Consider the following 18,093-nt stretch of genomic DNA (forward strand, 5'->3'; position numbering starts at 1 on the left):
TTCCGAGTACCGGCGACCGGCGTCGGCGCGCCGAGCCGGCCCGGCCGTCAGCCGCGCAGGCCGAGTTCGATCTGCTCCAGGGTACGGCCCTTCGTCTCGGGCACCAGGCGGAGGGTCAGCACCAGCAGCACCGCGTTGACCCCGGCGAAGACGTACATCGAGGTGCCGATCCCGAGGTGGTGGCGGTCGGACATGACCGGGTACACCGCGGTGACCAGGCCGGTCGCCGCCCACAGCACCACCGCGGCGACGCCCGTCCCGGCGCCGCGCGCCTTGAGCGGGAACACCTCGGCCATCATCACCCACACCACCGCGCCCCAGCCCAGCTCGTACCCGGCGAGGTAGAGGACCAGCAGGACGACCGTCAGGGTGCCGAGGGTCGACGCGTCGTGCACGTGGGTGACCACCCAGCCGGTCAGGCCCAGCGTCACCACCATCACGGCACTGCCGATCAGCAGCAGCGGCTTGCGGCCCCAGCGGTCCACCACGAACACCACCCAGGCGGTGAAGGCGAGTTTGGTCAGGCCGAGGATGACGGCCGAGAACAGCGCCGTGTCGGTGGTCAGCCCGAGCGAGACCAGCATGGTGGGGAAGTACGCGTTGATCGCGTTGACGCCGCTGAACTGCTGCCCGACCGCGAGCAGCAGGGCCACCAGCAGCATCGGGCGCACCCAGGGGGCCCACAACTCCCGTACCCGGTAAGCGGTCTGCTCGGTGTCGAGGCGGATCACCGCCCGGATGGCGGCGAGTTCGGGCTCGACCTCCGCGGCCGAGTGGGTGGCCGCGAGCACGGCCCGGGCCTCCTCCTCCCGGCCGAGGTTGACCAGCCAGCGCGGGGTCTCGGGCAGCAGCCTCAGCCCGGCCAGCAGGACCACGGCGGGCACCAGCGCACCGGCGAACATCCAGCGCCAGAGGTGGTGCGGCTGGAGCCAGTAGTCGACCAGGAAGGCGATCAGGATGCCGCTCACGATGAAGATCTGGTTCAGCGCGCCCATCGCGCCGCGGATCCGGGCGGGCGCGAGCTCGGAGAGGTAGGTCGGCACGGTGGCGGAGGAGAGCCCGATGCCGAGGCCGAGCACCGTCCTGAAGGCCACCAGCGGGCCGAATCCGGGTGCGAGGGCGCAGGCGAGGGTGCCGACGATCACCACGCCGCCGGCCGCCATGATCGTGCGGCGCCGGCCGATCCGCCCGGTCAGCGGGGCCGTCAGTCCGGCGCCGACCATCGCGCCGACGGACAACGAGGCCGTCAGGACGCCCTGTTGGAGGCCGGACAGCTGCCAGGACTTGGCGATCACTACGAGGATGCCGGCGATCACGCCGAGGTCGTAGCCGAAGAGGACGCCGCCGAGCGCGCCGAAGGCGTACAGGGTGACGGGGTTGATCCGGCGGGGGGTGGGTCGACGCATGGGGGGACCGCCTCGTCTCGGGGGGTGACGCGTGGGTGGTCGGTGCCGTGCGAGGGAGAGGCCGTGCGAGGGAGAGGCCGTGCGGGGGAGCTGCCAAGGAGGGACGCGAGGGGAGGTGCCGTTTCCGGGAGTGAAGCGGTCGACGGGGGACCGGTCAAGACCTCGCGTCCGCATCCGCGAATATCCGAGGCTGATGATGACCGGGAATGGAGCGGTTTCCGCTGGTTCGCCCCTTCAGGGACATGAATCGTGACCAGGATCCGGAACGCGGGGACGCCGCCCGCGCCGTGTCACGGCGCCGTCACAGCTTTCCGTTGCCGGTTGCCCTGAGCGGGCCCGGACCGGGACGGTGGGTCAGGGCCACTGGGGAGGGGCGTGGGGATGCGTACGGTGCGGTTGTCGTCCATGCAGATGCGGACCGACCTGATTCCCGTCGGTGTCCTGCCGATGGTCGCGACGGGGGCCGTGCTGGTCGGGACCCGGGCGGCCGACGGCTTCACAGCCTTCGTCGTCGGGTTCGCGGTCGGTGCCGCCGCGCTCTTCGCGGCGCCGTACACCTGGTGGCTGCGGGCGGACGGGCAGGGCGTCACCCTGGTCCGCTGCCTGCTGCGCCGACGGTTCGGCTGGGCCGGGATCGACGGGCTGGCGATGGAGTTCCGCCGGGAGGAGGAGAGCGACCGCCAGGTCCTCGTCCTGCGGCTGCGGCTGGCCGATCCGCCGGGCCGGGTCGCGGGGCCGCTGGTCGGCCGGGTCGCGGTCACCGACGAGTCCACCCCGTCGGGCGTCCCGCCCCGGGCGATGGCCGAGCTGTTCGCCGCCTTCGGGGAGCGCGGACTGCCGGTCGAGGAGGCCGGGTTCGCGAACGAGGCGCTCCGGGTGCACGGCCTGCCGCCGCTGCCGCCGCTGCGGGTGTGGGCCGCGCCCGCCGAGGGGGCGCCCGAGCCGGAGCGGGCCTATGCGGACGCCCCGGACATCGCGGCGGAGTCGGGTGCCCTGGCCGGCGGGCGGCAGCGGATCCGGCAGCGGTGCCGGCGCGAGCACCTGCTGCGGCACGCCGCGCTGGCCGACCGGGTGTTCCTGCGGGACGGGGACGGGCTGGCGCTGGGGGTCGCGCTGGTGGCGGCGGAGGAGTTGGTCCGGTACGACCTGATCACGGTGGAGGGCGACCAGCGGCGGTACGTGCGCCAGCAGTACCTGGACTGGCGCACCCTCAACCGGTAGCCGGCGGCGGGGCGGCCAGCAGGTGGTCCAGCACCCGGCCGAACAGCAGCCGTCCGGCCAGGGCCACGGCCGGGTCGAACAGCCGGGGCACGCCGGTGATCCGCAGCTCCTCGGCCCACACCACCTCGCTGCCCGCGCCCACCGGCCGGACCAGCAGCTCGGCGCCGCCGCGCACCACCCGGCCGCGCTTGGCCAGCCGGCACCGGGCGGGCGGCGCGAACTCGACCAGCTCCATCGGGTCGTCGAAGCGCAGCGGCCCGAGCGCCGTCCGGGCCAGGACCACGTCCCCCAGCTGCCGGCCGGTGCCGCGGACCACGCCCACCCGGGTGAGCGGCACCCGGTCGCCGTGCCGGGGCCAGCAGGTGAGCCGGGCCCAGCAGTCGGCGGGCGGCAGCGGGGAGTGACGGGTCAGCACGAATCGGGCCATGCCGCAGCCTAAGCCCCTCGGGTGCCCGATCAGTGGCGTGACCCTCCGGGGCGGGGCCCGGGCGTGGCGCTCACAGCCGCCTTCGGATGACCGAAATCCCGCTTCCTGTAAGGGAGTTGGGACTGCACTGTGGTTCTCCGATGCCGGAACCGAGAAGGGGTCGAAGGAATCGTGGGGGGACAATGAAGGGGAACACGTACCGGGGCACCACCGGGCGGCTGCGGGCCGCCCTGAGCGCGGCGGTCGTGGTCTGCGCCGTCACGGCGTTGCCGCCGACGGCGGCCTCAGCCGAGCCGACGGCCGCGGCGGGCCTCGTGGACACCCGGGCGGCCGGGGACGGGGTCGAGAGGATCAGCGCCGCGGCGGACGGCACCCAGGGCAGCGGCGACTCCGTCGACGCCTCGATCACGCCCGACGGCCGCCATGTCGTCTTCGCGTCGGCGGCGGGGAACCTTACGTCCGATCAGGCGACGGGCGGCCCGAGGGTGTTCGTCCGCGACCAGCGGACCGGGCACACGAAGCGGCTCGGGTACCTGCCCGCGCTGGCGCCTCCGGCGATCAGCGGTGACGGCGAGTACGTCGCCTACACGGTGAGGTGGGAGGGGCACGCGGGGATCCGCGAGTTCCAGGTGGGCACCGGACGGCAGGCCGCCCCCACCTGCATCCGGATCTGCGACCAGCCGACACTGAACGCGGACGGCCACTTCCTCGCCTTCGTCGACGTCAGGAACCGGCGGCCGGTCGACCAGCGCATCGAGGTCCAGGGGCGTGGCGGCGCCCCGGTGACCGTCGCCACCCTCCAGCACATCCGGCCCGCCCGGCCGTCGATCAGCGGCGACGGCCGCCGCCTCGCCTACCAGGACGACGAGGCGGGGCACGTCTTCGTGTGGGACCGGACGAGCGGCACCACCTCCGGCCCGATCGGGGGAACCGCCCGGGCGACACTCGTCCAGCTCAGCGACGACGGCACCGAGGTCGTCTACCTCTCGGGCTCCGACACCCGTGTCCACGACGTGGCTTCGGGTGCCGAGCAGGTGGTGCCGCACGCGAGGGGCGTGGCCGTCGACCCGAGCGGCCGCTACCTGCTGTACGCCCCGCAGGGTGCGACCGGGCCCTCGCTGGTGCTGCGCGACCTGCGCGCGGGCACCGACCGGACCGTCGCGGACCAGCCCGCTTCGGCCGGGCTCCACGCGGTGAGCGCCGGGGGACGGGACGTGGTGTTCCAGTCCACGGCCGGTGGCATCGTGCCCGGTGAGGCCAACGGCAAGTCCCAGCTCTTCGTCCGGCACTTCGGCTGAGCCGCCGGGCGCGCGGCGGCCGTCGGTCCGGGAACCCGCCCGGGCCGACGGCCGCCGGGGGCGGTCAGAGCGGCAGGGTCTGCCAGGCGCCGAAGGACGTGGCCGTGGTGCCCGCACGGTAGCGGACCCGGCCGTCCGTGCCGATGGCGAACACGTGGAGGACGCCGGCGCCGTCGACGATCGCGGTCGGGAAGTCGAGGACGGTGCCGCCGAGGTCCTGCCAGGCGCCGTAGCCGGAGTTCGGGGCGGTCTGGGCGGTGGTGCTCACACCGCCGCCGCGGTTGCGCTCGAACAGCACCACCCGTCCGCCGAGGGTGGCGGCGGCCGGCTCGCCCACTCCGCCGTGACCGCCGAGCGGGGCCGGGGACTGGCTCCACGGGCCACCGGGCCGGGTCTGGTAGCTGACCAGCATCGCGGCCGTCTCGGCCTCCCGGTAGGCGAGTTCGATCCGGCCGTCCTGGTCGAGGACGGCCTTGGGCGGGCCGGCCGGCCGGGCGTTGGGGATCTGCGCGGGGCCGCCGAACGCCCCGTTCGGGGCGGTCTGCCACCAGCCGAGGACGCCGGTGCGGGTGGCGGCGAAGACCTCGATCGCGCCGACGCCGTTGCGGACGGCGGTGACCGGGTCCTGGAGGTCGGTGCCGCCGAGGTCCGCCCAGGTGGTGGTCCAGACGCCGCCCGGGGTGGTCTGGCGGATGCTGCTGAGCCCGCCGCCGCCGTTCTTGACGAACAGTTCCAGGTGTCCGTCCTGGGCCGCGGCGACCGCCGGCACCCCGACCTGGTCCTCGTTGCCGAACCCGGTGTTGGGGTTGCCGTGGTCGGCCCAGCCGTTCCACCACCAGCCGTTGGGCGTGCCCTGCGGCAGGGAGACGAGGTGGTGGTCGGTCAGCCGGCGGGCGAAGACCTCCAGCCGGCCGTCGGCGTTGGTGCCGACGGCTATGCCCGGGGCCAGCCGCCCGCCCGGGTCGGCCATCTTCACCGGGCCGCCCCAACTGCCGTCCCCGTTGCGCCAGTAGGTGTACAGGGCGCCGGCCCGGACCACGAAGACCTGCGGCCGGCCGTCCTGGTTCAGGCCGGCCCAGGAGGTGCCGCGGGACCAGCGGTAGTACATCCGGGAGAACCAGTCGGCGGAGTAGTTCCCGGAGTGGTCGTGGCTCGCGTACTCGGAGACGAACACGCCCTTGGCGCCGGCGGTGGCCGGGTCGAGGTTCACCGGGGAGTCGCTGATGTTGTAGTCCCGGTAGTTCACCTGGATCAGCGACCCGCCGTACAGGGCGGCGGCCTGGCCGGCGAACTTCGCGGCGGAGACGTGGTCCGAGTGGTCGCCCGCGTAGCGGCTGTCCGGGAGTTCGTCCTGGGCCCGGAGCACGGTCGGCCGGTAGGCGACCATCAACTGCCGCAGCACCTCGACGACGTCGGCGGCCGTGTAGGTCGACGGTCCGGACAGCGGGCTGCCGACCGGGACGATCGTGGTGTCGGTGCCGCCGGCCAGCACGCCGCCGAGCCGGGCGTCGTGCAGGTTGAGGAAGATCAGGTGCACCGGGTGGTCCTTGAGGACGTACCGCTCGACCTGCTTGCCCGCGACCGTCCAGGCCTCGACGGTCCAGTGGCCGACCTCGTCGGTGGCCGGGTCGGTGTCACCGACCCCGGCCATCCGGGAGTAGGCGTTGACGGCGCCCATCTGCCGGTTCCAGGTGCGCAGCGGCTCGCCGGCGGTGTCCCAACAGACGGTGGGGCACGGGTCGCCGGTCCCGTTGCCGGCGGTGACGAACACCGTGACGGACGGCGTGCCGTCGGCGATGGCGTTCGACATGTCGGGGTTCATGAACAGGATGTCGTCGTCCTCGTGGGCGACGACCTGCATGAACAGCGGTCCGGAACCGGCGGTCAGCGCCGGAGCCGGTGCGGTGCCGGAGGCCGTGCCCGCGGCCGCGGACGGTGCGCTCCCCCCGGTCAGGACGGGTGCGGCGAGCGCGGTGAGTGCGACGGAGGCGAGGAGTTGTCGTCGTCCGATGGCCATGCGGATCCCCCCAGGGATGAATGGGCACGTGGTCATGCCACGAGGAGATTAACGCATTGTCGTGTACGTAATACCATGCACTCAACCGGGTAAATTGCCGGTGTGGAAAGGCAATTGACAATCGGCCATTTCCCCTGCCCGAATCCGCCGTCCCGGAGTCGGGCGGAGACGCCGGGCCCGGGGCCGCCGGTGCCCTACCGGGCCAGCAGCGGCCCCAGGGCCGAGGGGTCGGCATCGGCCGCGAGCAGGACGACCAGCGGGGGGTGGCCGGTCGGGTCGAGCCGGGCGATCTCGTACGCCGTGACGCCCCGGCCGGGCGGGGCGACCAGGGCGAGCGGCGCCCGCGCGGCCAACAGCGGTGCCAGCACCGGTCGGTAGGCGGCGGGCGGCGCGGGCTCGGCGTCCGGGCGCAGCACCCCCAGGGCCTGCGGGCCGGGCCAGGCGTCCGCATCGCCCGGGTAGCCGCCGCACGCGGCGCCGGGCGGGGGGAGCAGCAGGACCCAGCCGGCGCCGGGGCGGGTGGCGCGGTGCAGCACGTCCAGCCGGACGGCCGGGGGGCCGCCGTCGGGCGGGGCGAGCGGTTCGCCGGGGCGCGGCGCCGGCTGCCCGGCGAGGGTGGAGCGCAGCACCTCGGTGGTGCTCAGTCCGTCCGGCAGATCGGGGAAGCTGCGCAGCAGGTGGGCGCTCTGGCTGAGGAGTTCGGCCGCGTCCTGGTCGGCCAGCAGGGCGCGGTCGTGGGTCGTGGTGAGGACGAGCCCGCCGCTCGCGTCGTAGTGGGCGGCGAGGGTGATCGGGTACGAGGTGAGGGTGCCGGCCGGTACGGGGCTCTCCACGTGGATGCCGTGGGCGGCGAGGTCGGTCTCCAGCCGCAGCTGGTGCGCGCTCATCGGCCGGTGCTCCAGGACGACCAGGCTGTTCGGCCGCCGTCCGCGTCCACCGGGGCCGAAGCGTTCGGCCTGACCGGGGGAGACCCACTCGTAGGAGGCGAGGTCGAGCACGGTGTCGCGCAGCGCGCCGAGCAACTGCGGCACGGTGGCGCCCGGGTGGACCCGGACCGAGATCGGCAGCGGGGTGCGCAGGGTGCCGGGCAGCCGGTCGACGCCCTCCAGCGGGATGCCCCGGCCGGAGACGGTCACCGCGAAGCCGACCCGGACCGGCCGGGCCGGGCGCCGGGGCCGGTCGTGCTGTGCGGCGCGGTACAGCAGCAGTGCCCAGGCGGCCTGGAGGGCGGTGCTCTCGCCCGCGCCCCAGGCCGCCGCCCAGCCGCGGAGCCGGACCGCCTCGTACGGGGTGAGCCGGCGCCGGGCCCGGCCGCTGCCGCGTCGGCGCGGGTCGGGGGCGAGCGGCAGCAGCGCCGCGGGCTCGGGCCGGGTGGCCCAGAACTCCCGGGCACCGAGGGTGGGTTGGGAGTCCAGCCAGCGGGCGTGGTCGCGCAGGTCGGGGCGTCGCTCGCCGCCGGGGAGGACGCCGCCGCCGAGGTAGGCGCGGTAGAAGGACTGGAGCAGCAGCCGGACGCTCCAGCCGTCCAGCATGGCGTGGTGGTAGGTGAGCAGGACCCGGGTGGTGGGCCCGTCGTCGGTGGTCGGCGGGGTGTCCAGCAGGGTGGCGCGGAGCAGGGCGGGGCGGCGCAGGTCGAAGCCGCGCAGCCGGTCGGCGGCCAGCAGGTCGTCCCAGTCGGTGCCGCCGTGCGGGTGCCGGGTGACCTCGGGGACGGCGTGCTCGTGCAGGACGGTCCACGGCTCGCCGCTGCCGTCCGGCTCCCAGTCGAAGGCGGCGCGCAGCACCGTCTCGCGGTCGAACACCGCCTGCCAGGCGGCGGTGAAGCGCTCGGTGTCCAGCGGGCCGTGCCAGTTCCAGGACAACTGCTCGATGTGCCGTCCGCCGTGGTCGGCGCGGCGGAGGACCTGGCGCAGCAGTTCGCGCTGGAGCGCACTGGTCGGGACGGTGACGGGCTCCGGCGGGTGCGCCAGGGCCTCCCGCAGCCGCTCCAGGAGTCCGACGGCGTGGCCGGGCGGGCCGGGGGCGATCCCCACGAACAGCCGCTCGGGGCCGTCCCGGAGGTCCGTCACCAGGACGGCCCGCAGCGCCGCCCCGGCGGCCAGCGAACGGCCCAGGTCGGCGAGCACGCCGTCCAGGCCGGCCGGCCCGGCCACCGTCCGCTGCCACAGCGGGTCGGTGCCGGGCGCCGGGGCGACGGCCCGCAGGGCGGTGCGCAGCGCCTCGGGTTCGTACCGTCGGTACAGCTCGACGAGCAGGAACTCGGGCAGCCGGGAGGCGGGCCGCGCGGCGGGGTTCCGGGGCGGGCCGGGGCGGGTGGCGGTGCGGGCGAGCGCGGTGCGCACCGCGGCCGGGTCGAGCGGCCCCGGCGGGCGGGGGGCGGGCAGACAGGGCGCGGCCCCGGGGGAGCCGGCCACCAGCAGGGTGACGGGTGCGCTGGAGAACGGTCGGTTCGTCATCGCTGATCAGCGGGCACCGGGCCCGGTTCCTTCCCGTCAGACGGCGTGGTTCGCGCCGGGGCTACTGGGTGGCGAGGCCGCCGCAGACGTTGAGCGCCTGGGCGGTGATGCTGGCCGCGGTGGGGGTGGTGAGGTAGCCGGCCAGCGAGGCGACCTCCTCGGGGGTGGTGTAGCGCCCGAGCGGGATGTGGGTCTGGAAGTGCTGGTGGATCGTCTCGGGCGTGGTGTTGTAGGCGGTCGCGTACTCGTGGTGGATCCGGGTGGTGTGCGGGGTGTGCACGTAGCCCGGGCAGATCGCGTTGACGGTGGTGCCGGTCGGGGCCAGTTCCTTGGCCAGTGCCCGGGTGAAACCGATCACGGCGTGCTTGCTCGCGGTGTACGGGGCGCCGTAGGTGACGGCCTGTTTCCCGGCGGTGGAGGCGATGTTGATGATCCGGGGGTGGGTCGTGGTGGTGATCCGGCCGTGCTTGAGGGTCTCCCGGGTGACCAGGAAGACGGCGTTCAGGTTGGTGTCGATGACGTCGTACCAGAGGTCGTCGGTGGTGGTAGCGGTGGGTCCGCCGCCGGTGCGTCCGGCGTTGTTGACCAGGACGGTGATCGGGCCGTGGGCGGCGACCGCGCGCTGGATCAGCGCGCTGACCTGGGTGGGATCGCGGACGTCGCAGGTGGTGCCGTCGGCCCGGTGGCCCTCGCCGCGCAGGGTGTCCAGGGCCTGGTCGATGTGGTCGGCGGTGCGGGCGCAGATGTAGACGTGGTGGCCGCGGCTGCCGAGTTCGCGGGCGATGGCGAGGCCGATCCCGCGGGTGCCGCCGGTGATCAGGGCGAGGGGTTGCTCGGGTTCGGTGGTCATGGCGGGTCCTGTGGGTGAGGGTGGAGAGGTCGCGTCCTGGTGCCGCCTAGGCGGGGTAGAGGTTGTAGGTGGTCGGGTGGTGGTCCGTGGTCGGGGTGTTGAGGGTGGGGTCGAGGGTGAGGATGGCGTGGTGCAGGTGTTGCAGGTGGGGGGAGGGCTGGATGCCGAGTTCGCTGGTCAGCCGGTGCCGGAGGTGGTGGTAGGCGGAGAGCGCGTGGGTCTGCCGGCCGGCCCGGTAGAGCGCGACCATGGCCTGGGCGTGCAGGCCCTCGTGGTGCGGGTGCCGGTGGGTGAGGTGGGTGAGTTCGGGGATCAGCTCGTTGTGCCGGCCGAGCCGCAGGTCGGTGTCGATGCGGCGTTCGAGGGTGATCAGGCGGCTCTCCTCGAGCCGCATGATCTCGATGGTGAGGACCGGGCCGGGGCGGACGTCGACGAGGGCGGGGCCGTGCCAGAGGGCGAGGGCCTGGCGGAAGTGGGTGGCGGCCTGGTGGTCGTGGCCGTGGTTGAAGGCATGCTGGCCCTGGGTGATCAGCAGGTTGTAGGTGTGGACGTCCAGGTCGTCCGGGTGGGCGCTGAGCTGGTAGCCGCCGTGCCGGGTGGTGAGGACGTCCTTGGCGGTGGTGTGCGGGGTCGGCCCGAGGGCCTGGGCGATCCGGCGGCGCAGCTGCAGGATGTACGTCTGCATGGTGGTGAGCGCCTGTCTGGGCGGGTCGTCGCCCCAGATCTCCTCGAGCAGGGTGGCGGTGGGCAGGATCCGGTTCGGGTAGAGCGCGAGCAGGGCGAGGATCTGGCGCTGTTTGGCGGCGGTGGGGACGACGGAGATGCCGTTGAGGTCGGCGGTGAGGGGGCCGAGGACCTTGAGGTGCATGGCGGTTCTCCTCTCGTGCAGGGCGGCGGCTCGGCCGGTCGACTGGGTGTACGAATCCGAGGGATGGTTCCGAGGGATGGTGGGTCGGACGCGTCGCACCTTAGTTGCGGCGGCGGGGGGCGGCCGGATTCCTCTAGCGCGGATCGAGCCTGGTTCCGGGCAGGCTGACGCGGACGTGTGGCGGTCGGCCCGTCGGCTTTGCTCCCGCCACCGTCAGTGAAGTTGACGGTCCGTCACTTCTTTCGGAGATCGCCCGCGACGGTGGACACGGTGAGGTGCAGGCTGCCGTCCGCGGTGCGGGTGTACACCTGGTCGTGCGGGTCGGCCACGCAGCCCGCCGTGATGCCGATCGGGGAGGTGCGCAGCACGACGCGGTCGGCGGTGGCGGCGAGCAGGTCGGCGACGGCGTCGCAGTAGGCGGTGCCGGTGCCGGAGTTGTTGTGGATCCGGGCGACCGCGGTGCCGACCCGGCCCTGGCTGAAGGTGACCGTGAAGTCCACTCTGAGGCCGGTCAGTTGGCCGGCGAGCTGGCCCTGCCAGCTGCCCAGAAAGGCGGCCGGGACGGCGCCGTCGTCGGCGGGGGCGGCGGGGGTGCTCGCACTGCCGGGGGTGGCGGCGCCGCCGGCCGGAGCGGTCGGGGAGGTGGCGGCCGGGGTGGTCGGCTCGGTGGTGGCCACCGGTCGGGCCGGCGGCGTGGTGGCGGCCGCCGGGGCCCCGCCGGAGCGCCCGGTGGGCCGGTCGTCGGGCAGGCCCAGGTACACGGCCGTCGCGGCGACGGCCGCCGCCAGCGGGACGGCGATGAGCAGCGCGGTACGGCCGGGCCGGCCGCGGGCGGGCTGCGGCTGGGCCGGGTACGGGAGGGTGGGCGCCGGCGGTCGGCCGGGCGGCGGCGGGGCGGGGGCGTACGGCTGGGCGGGGACGTGCGAGGGCGCCGGGACGTGCTGCGGCGGGCCCGGAACGTGCGGGCCGGGCACGGTGGCGAGCGCGGTCGGCGGTGGCGGCGGCGCCGTCCACGGCTCGGGCGGCGGGCCGAACCGGCCCGGTCCGGCGGCCTGTTCGCCGTCCAGGTCGAGCAGTTCGACGGCGAGTGCGGCCAGCGCCGCAGCGACCGCCGGCGGCAGCCAGTCCCGGCGCTCCAGCCGTGCGCCCGCCGTCGGGTCGTCCGCGGCCAGTCGGGCGCGCAGCTGGGCCGGGGTGGGGCGGCGGGCCGGGTCCTTGGCCAGGCAGTCCGCCACGATCCCGTGCAACTCCGGGTCGGGGATGTGCAGTTCCGGCTGTTCGTGGATCACCCGGTAGAGCATCACGGGCGCGCTCACACCGGAGCCGAAGGGTGCCCGGCCGGTGGCCGCGTAGGCGAGGACGGCGCCGAGCGAGAACACGTCGGAGGCGGGCCCGGCGGCGTGCCCCTCGGCCTGTTCGGGGGAGAGGTAGCCGGGGGAGCCGACCACGAAGCCGGAGCGGGTGAGCGCGGTGGCCGCGTCCAGGGCCCGGGTGATGCCGAAGTCGATCAGCCGGGGGCCGTCCAGGGCCAGCAGCACGTTCGAGGGCTTGACGTCCCGGTGCACCAACCCGCTCGCGTGGACGGCCTGGAGGGCCTCGGCGAGCCCGACCCCGAGCGAGCGGACGGCGGCCGCCGTCAGCGGGCCGAAGTCCCGCACGGCGGTGTTCAGCGAGGGCCCGGCGACGTAGCCTGTGGCCACCCAGGGCTGGGGGCCCTCGGTGTCGGCGTCCAGCACCGGGGCCGTCCAGCGGCCGCCCACCCGGCGGGCCGCCGCCACCTCGTTGCGGAACCGCACCCGGAACTCCCGGTCGGCCGCGTACTGGGCGTGCACCGTCTTGACGGCGACCGTGCGCCCACCCGCCGTGCGGCCCAGGTAGACCTGGCCCATGCCGCCCGCACCGAGTCTTCGCAGCAACCGGTACTCGCCGATCTGCCGCGGGTCCCCGTCCCCCAGTGCCTCCACCCGGCCGCTCCCCTCGTCGTGCCCGGTCCCCGTCCTCTCGCCAGACGGTACCGCCCGGCGCACCGGTTGCGGCGGGGGAGGGGGGAGTTGGCGGTCCGTCGGGCGCCGCGACGGGGGAGGCGCCGGGGCGGCGGTGCTCGATCCCGGGTCGGCGGTGCTCGATCCGGGTCGGCCGTGGCCGGAGCTCCGGTCAAAGCTTGGCAAAGTCCGGCCGACCCCCTGGATGTGCTATTGCACATGTCACATCATGCTCCTCATGAGAAAAGCCATGGCCCTCCTCGCGGCCGCCGCAGCCGTCGCCACCCTCGGTGGACTCGTCGGCCCCGCCGCCTCCGCCGCCGAACCCGACGCCCCCGACCTCGCCGACACCGGCCAGGGGAAGCTGGACTGGAGCTCCTGCGGCGACGCCACGACCCCGGCGCTCCAGTGCGCGATGCTCGAGGTGCCGGTGGACTACGCCGACCCGCGGGGCCGCAAGATCAGGATCAAGCTCAACCGGCTGCCCGCCACCGCCCCCAAGGACAAGCAGCAGGGCCCGATCCTGCTCAACCCCGGCGGACCCGGCGACTCCGGCCTCTGGATGCCCGCCTACATCTCCGGTCAGATCCCCCAGGACGTCGCCGCCACCTACGACTGGATCGGCTTCGACCCGCGCGGCACCAACGGCAGTGACCCCCATGTCGTCTGCGACGCCCACTACTTCGACGCCGAGCGCCCCGACTACCAGCCCGACCAGGGCACGTCGAAGGCCTGGCTGAAGAAGGCGGCCGGCTACGCCGCCGACTGTGCGGCCGACTGGTCCTGGCTGCTGCCGCACATGACCACCGTCGACAACGCCCGCGACCTGGACAGCATCCGCCGGGCCCTCGGTGCACCGAAGATCAACTACTACGGCGGCTCCTGGGGCACCACGCTCGGCTCCACCTACGGGCAGCTCTTCCCCTCGCACGTGCGCCGGATGGTCCTGGACAGCATCGTCGGCCCGACCATCAGCTGGTACGACCACAACGTCCTCCAGGACAAGGAACACCAGCGCCGCTTCGACGCCTTCGCCGCCTGGACCGCCAAGGCGGACTCCGTCTACCACCTGGGCACCGACGCCAAGGCCGTCGAACAGGCCTACCACCAGGTCGAGGAGGCGCTGCGCAAGGACCCGGTGGACGCCGCCCCGGCACCCGGGAAGATCGGCCCCGCCGAGTTCGAGGACACCTTCTACGGCGGCGGCTACAACTTCCTGCGCTGGCCCCGGATGGCCACCGTGCTCTCCGGCTACCTCACCCAGCACGACACCCGGCCGCTGAACATCGCCTACAACAAGTACGCCGCCCCCGGCCCCGACGACGGCGCCTTCCCCGCCTACAACGCCGCCCAGTGCACCGAGAACGCCTGGCCGCGCGACTGGGAGTTCTGGAAGAAGGACCAGGCGAAGGTCAACGCCGTCGCGCCCTTCTACACCTACAACAACATGTGGTACAACGCCGCCTGCATGTTCTGGCCCTACCAGGGCAACCCGGCCGGCCGGCTGAAGATCACCGGCAAGAACCTGCCCCCGGTGCTGCTCTTCCAGTCCACCGAGGACGGCGCCACCCCGTACGAGGGCGGCCTCGCCATGCACGACGCGCTGCCGAGCTCCAAGCTGGTCGTCCAGAACGGCGGCAGCTTCCACGAGATCCTCTTCCACGGCAACGCCTGCCTGGACGACACCTTCACCGCCTACCTGCGCGACGGCAGCCTGCCCCAGGGCAAGGGCCGGATCGCCAGGACCTGCGCCCCCGAGGCCGAGCCGGCACCGCTCTACGTGACCCCGCCGCCGGCCACCGCCAGGGCCCTCACCACCACCCCGGCCGGCCCGCTCGCGCCGACCGACCCGGAGGCGGTGCGCGGGCTGCTGCGCTGACGCCCGTCCCGGAGGGCCGGGGGCAGGGCACCTCCTGTGGGTCGGTCGGCGCGAGCGCGGCCGCCCCGGGCCCGGTGGTGGCGGGCGGGCTGTGATGTCCGGCTGTGGTGTCCGGCTGTGATGGCCGGCCATCCTCGGCCGTCGCCTCGGCGGGATCGCGGGCCGGGTGACCTCCGCCGGGGGTCACCCGGCCCCGGGCGCAGCGCTTCCCGAGCCGACGGTGACACGTGCCCGGCCCCGTCGATCAGTTCGCTCACCCTGCGATTGACTAGCCGCAACCCCTGAGCCGGGTCGGGCGGCCGTCAGGGTGCGCGCGTCCTTCGGCTCCCCAGGCGCCAGAAGGTTTGCTCAGGTCAGGAGCTGGTCGCCGAGCGGGCTGCGCAGGTAGAGGACGAGGTGCCCGTGGCGGGCGCGGGTGACCAGGCCTGCGCGGTGCAGGACTCCGAGGTGCTGGCTGACCGTCCCCGGGGTGACGTCCAGCCGGTGGGCCAGCCCGGTCGTGCTCACCGGCTCGGTGAGGAGGGCGAGGATCCGGGCGCGGGTGCGGCCGAGCAGGTCGGCCAGCGCGGCCGGCGGGGCGGTCGTGGCGGTGTGCCAGACCGTGGCGAGGCCGCGGGCCGGGTACCAGATCCGGGGCGGCAGGCCGAGGTCGACGACGGTGACGGCGTGGTCGCAGAACAGCGAGGGTGTGAACGCCACGCCGTCACCGTCGACGACCAGGTCGTGCTGCTCGGCGGGGAAGGCGTCGACGGCCAGCGTGCCGGAGCCGGGCTGCCACGCGAGGCCCGGGTCGAGATCGGTGAACAGGGCGGCCGCGCCGCCGTCGGCGAGGCGACGCGCGCGGTGGAGGACGTCGGCCCGCAGCACGGCGTGCATGCGCGGCCAGTGCGGGGCGATCACCAGCAGCCAGTAGCTGTGCAGGGCCTCGGCGATCCGCCCCAGCAGGCCGAGCGGGTCGGCCCGGGCGTCCGACAGCAGCGGGTGCAGGGGGCGGCCGTCGGCGGCCTGGAGCAGTTCGTCCGTCACGCGCCCCGCCGGTGTCGAGCGGAGGGCGGTGAACTCGTCGTCGATGTCGCTGCTCGGCCCGTGCGGGTGGGGGGTGAGGAAGTCGGGGATCAGCCGGGTCGGGCCGACCAGTGCCTGCAGCAGCGGCCAGTCGAGGTGCCGGAGCCGCGGGGCCGCCTGCCGCAGGAGCGGGCGGTGCACGGCGTAGCGCGTGGGACTGCGCCAGGCCCGCAGGCTCTGGACGGTCTCCTGCAGGGGTGAGCAGGCGAACCGGACCGAGGCCAGGGCTTCCACATCGAGCCGGAGCAGCAACATTTGACCCATGCTAAATCGCTCGCCCGGCCGGTGACCGCGGTGGTGGAATCCGGCGCATGACCGCTTCTGCTGCCGGGCGATCCCCGGCGACGACGGTGTACGACCGCATCGGTGCCGGCTATCGGGACGTGCGCCGTCCCGACCCGCGACTGGCCGAGCTGATCCGCCGGGCGCTGGCCGGAGCGCGCAGCGTCGTCAACGTCGGTGCGGGTGCCGGTTCCTATGAGCCGACCGATGCGGAGGTCACTGCGGTGGACCCCTCGCGGGTGATGCTGGAGCAGCATCCAGGCCGCCGCAAGGTCCTGGCCGGCGCGGAGGAACTCCCGTTCGCGGACCATGCGTTCGACGCCGCGATGGCGGTGATGACGGTGCACCACTGGCCCGACCTGCGCCGCGGCCTCGGCGAGCTGCGGCGGGTCTCGCGCCGGCAGGTCGTCTTCACCTGGGATCCCGGGCACCGGACCGAGCTGTGGCTGGTCGAGGAGTACCTGCCCGAGATCCGCAGGCTCGAACACGCCCGGTTCACGCCCCTGTCGACCGTGGTGGAGGCACTGGGAGCGCACACCGTGCTGCCCTTCGGGATTCCGCACGACTTCACCGACGGCTTCCAGATCGCCTACTGGCGGCGGCCCGAGTGCTACCTCGAAGCCGCGATCCGGAAGGCCAGCTCGACGTTCGCCCAACTCCCGCCGTCGGTGGTCGAACCGGCGATCGCACGCCTGCGCGCCGACCTCGTCTCCGGAGCCTGGCAGCGCCGCCACGCGGACCTGCTGGAGCAGGACTCCGTGGACTACGGCTACCGTCTGCTCGTCGCGGGAGACCGATGCTGAGGTTTTCGTCCGGTGCCGGCTTCAGGGTCGTGCCGGTGATGATGACGTGACGGCGCTCAGCGGCGGGGCGAGTGATTCCAGGCTGCGGCGTTCGGCCTTCACGCCGATGGCGGCTTCGACGAGGCCGGCGGCGGTCATCAGGGCGGCGCCGATGCAGAAGGCGAGGGTGGTGTCGGAGACTTTGCCGCTGCTGACGAGGCCGTTGAAGAGCAGCGGGCCGCTGATGCCGCCGACCGCCGTGCCGACGGCGTAGAAGAAGGCGATGGACAGGGCCCTGGTCTCCAGCGGGAAGATCTCGCTGACCGTCAGGTAGGCCGCGCTGGCTCCGGCGGAGGCGAGGAAGAGCACGGCCGTCCAGCAGGCGGTCATGGTGGTGGCGGAGAGCGTGCCGTGCTGGAAGAGTGCGGCGGTGGCGAAGAGCAGGAGGCCGGAGCCGATGTAGGTGCCGGCGATCATCGGTTTGCGGCCGACCGAGTCGAAGAGGTGGCCGAGCAGCAGCGGGCCGAGGAAGTTGCCGACCGCGATCACCGCGAAGTAGTAGCCGGTGTCGCCCTCGGGCACCGCGAAGTAGGTGGTCAGGATGGTCGCGTAGCCGAAGGTCACCGCGTTGTAGAGGAAGGCCTGGCCGATGAAGAGGGCGAGGCCGAGCGTGGTGCGGCGGGGGTGGCGGGCGACCACGGTGTGCAGGATCGTGCCGAAGCCCAGCGGCGCGCGTTCGCGGATCAGGATCGGCTCGCCGTCGACGGGGGGCAGGGGCTTCCCGGTCTCCCGTTCGACGGCCTGCTCCGCGGCGGCCACCACCTCCTCGGCCTCCGGCGCCCGGCCGTGGGTGAACAGCCAGCGGGGGCTCTCCGGGACGTGTCGGCGTACCAGCAGGATCACCAGGCCCAGCACCACGCCGATCCCGAAGGCGAGCCGCCAGCCGACGTCCGTGGCGAACAGCGCGGTGTTCAGCAGGGCGATCGAGGCGAAGGCCCCGACGGCGGCGCCGATCCAGAAGCTGCCGTTGATGATCAGGTCGACCCGGCCGCGGAGCCGGGCGGGGATCAGCTCGTCGATGGCGGAGTTGATCGCCGCGTACTCGCCGCCGATGCCGAAGCCGGTGAAGAAGCGGCAGAGGAAGAAGAACCAGGCCGTCCAGGACAGCGAGGTGACGGCGGTGGCGGCCAGGTACACGGCGAGGGTGAGCATGAACAGCTTCTTGCGGCCGAGCCGGTCGGTCAGCCAGCCGAAGAACAGCGCCCCGGCGCAGGCTCCGGCCACGTAGACGGCGGCCGCCACCGTGGTCACCTGGGCGGTGGTGATGGAGATGCCGCTGCCGTCCTGGGCGAGCCGGCCGGCCATGTTGCCGACGATCGTCACCTCCAGCCCGTCCAGGATCCAGACGGTCCCCAGACCGATCACGATCCGCCAGTGCCACCGTGACCACGGCAACCGGTCCAACCGGGCTGGCACATCGGTGGCGATCACCCCGGGCGGCATGGCGCGCCGCCCGGACGAGGTCGATTTCGCCGGATCGGTCATGACGGGGCCTCCTTC

Annotated in this window: 13 protein-coding genes; 4 read left to right on the plus strand and 9 right to left on the minus strand. The window is 74.0% G+C overall.

What is annotated here, in order from left to right:
* Positions 1 to 47: 47 nt before the first annotated feature.
* Positions 48 to 1,406: a sugar porter family MFS transporter gene (locus AB0O91_RS01500; protein WP_363427034.1), complete on the minus strand. Its 1,359-nt coding sequence runs from the start codon at positions 1,404 to 1,406 to the stop codon at positions 48 to 50.
* 405 nt (positions 1,407 to 1,811) lie between these two features.
* Between AB0O91_RS01500 and AB0O91_RS01505 the strand changes: the two genes are divergently transcribed.
* Positions 1,812 to 2,627, plus strand: a complete 816-nt coding sequence (locus tag AB0O91_RS01505; RefSeq protein ID WP_363427036.1) for a hypothetical protein — start codon at positions 1,812 to 1,814, stop codon at positions 2,625 to 2,627.
* On the opposite strand, the gene AB0O91_RS01510 is transcribed toward AB0O91_RS01505, so the two are convergent.
* On the minus strand, positions 2,617 to 3,054 hold the full coding sequence (locus tag AB0O91_RS01510; RefSeq protein ID WP_363427038.1) for an SRPBCC family protein: 438 nt from the start codon (positions 3,052 to 3,054) through the stop codon (positions 2,617 to 2,619). The two genes, AB0O91_RS01505 and AB0O91_RS01510, sit on opposite strands and share 11 nt — an antisense overlap.
* A gap of 182 nt (positions 3,055 to 3,236) precedes the next feature.
* Here AB0O91_RS01510 and AB0O91_RS01515 point away from each other — a divergent pair, with 182 nt between their 5' ends.
* Positions 3,237 to 4,352, plus strand: coding sequence for a hypothetical protein (locus AB0O91_RS01515; protein WP_363427040.1), 1,116 nt, complete (start codon positions 3,237 to 3,239; stop codon positions 4,350 to 4,352).
* A gap of 64 nt (positions 4,353 to 4,416) precedes the next feature.
* Here the strand turns inward: AB0O91_RS01515 and AB0O91_RS01520 are convergent, their stop codons facing one another.
* The 5 genes from AB0O91_RS01520 to AB0O91_RS01540 all read right to left on the minus strand — a co-directional run bounded on the left by AB0O91_RS01520 (position 4,417) and on the right by AB0O91_RS01540 (position 12,507).
* Entirely contained in the window at positions 4,417 to 6,369 is a 1,953-nt protein-coding gene (locus AB0O91_RS01520; RefSeq protein WP_363427042.1) for a PIG-L family deacetylase, read from the minus strand.
* A gap of 194 nt (positions 6,370 to 6,563) precedes the next feature.
* Entirely contained in the window at positions 6,564 to 8,825 is a 2,262-nt protein-coding gene (locus AB0O91_RS01525; protein WP_363427044.1) for a condensation domain-containing protein, read from the minus strand.
* A gap of 61 nt (positions 8,826 to 8,886) precedes the next feature.
* On the minus strand, positions 8,887 to 9,675 hold the full coding sequence (locus AB0O91_RS01530; RefSeq protein ID WP_363427046.1) for an SDR family NAD(P)-dependent oxidoreductase: 789 nt from the start codon (positions 9,673 to 9,675) through the stop codon (positions 8,887 to 8,889).
* A gap of 46 nt (positions 9,676 to 9,721) precedes the next feature.
* Complete coding sequence (locus AB0O91_RS01535; RefSeq protein ID WP_363427048.1) at positions 9,722 to 10,543, minus strand: AfsR/SARP family transcriptional regulator; 822 nt, start codon at positions 10,541 to 10,543, stop codon at positions 9,722 to 9,724.
* Positions 10,544 to 10,776: 233 nt separating this feature from the next.
* Positions 10,777 to 12,507 (minus strand): serine/threonine-protein kinase, encoded by a 1,731-nt coding sequence (locus AB0O91_RS01540; RefSeq protein ID WP_363427049.1) that lies wholly within the window; start codon positions 12,505 to 12,507, stop codon positions 10,777 to 10,779.
* Between the two features lie 256 nt (positions 12,508 to 12,763).
* Here AB0O91_RS01540 and AB0O91_RS01545 point away from each other — a divergent pair, with 256 nt between their 5' ends.
* Complete coding sequence (locus AB0O91_RS01545) at positions 12,764 to 14,404, plus strand: alpha/beta hydrolase (protein ID WP_363427051.1); 1,641 nt, start codon at positions 12,764 to 12,766, stop codon at positions 14,402 to 14,404.
* Positions 14,405 to 14,752: 348 nt separating this feature from the next.
* Here AB0O91_RS01545 and AB0O91_RS01550 read toward each other — a convergent pair whose 3' ends face one another.
* On the minus strand, positions 14,753 to 15,724 hold the full coding sequence (locus AB0O91_RS01550; protein ID WP_363427053.1) for a winged helix-turn-helix domain-containing protein: 972 nt from the start codon (positions 15,722 to 15,724) through the stop codon (positions 14,753 to 14,755).
* Positions 15,725 to 15,780: 56 nt separating this feature from the next.
* Between AB0O91_RS01550 and AB0O91_RS01555 the strand changes: the two genes are divergently transcribed.
* Positions 15,781 to 16,554, plus strand: coding sequence for a methyltransferase domain-containing protein (locus AB0O91_RS01555; RefSeq protein WP_363427054.1), 774 nt, complete (start codon positions 15,781 to 15,783; stop codon positions 16,552 to 16,554).
* Positions 16,555 to 16,575: 21 nt separating this feature from the next.
* Here AB0O91_RS01555 and AB0O91_RS01560 read toward each other — a convergent pair whose 3' ends face one another.
* Entirely contained in the window at positions 16,576 to 18,036 is a 1,461-nt protein-coding gene (locus AB0O91_RS01560; RefSeq protein ID WP_363427087.1) for an MFS transporter, read from the minus strand.
* Positions 18,037 to 18,093: the final 57 nt, after the last annotated feature.

This window comes from Kitasatospora sp. NPDC089797, assembly GCF_040684795.1.
Taxonomy (GTDB): Bacteria; Actinomycetota; Actinomycetes; order Streptomycetales; family Streptomycetaceae; genus Kitasatospora.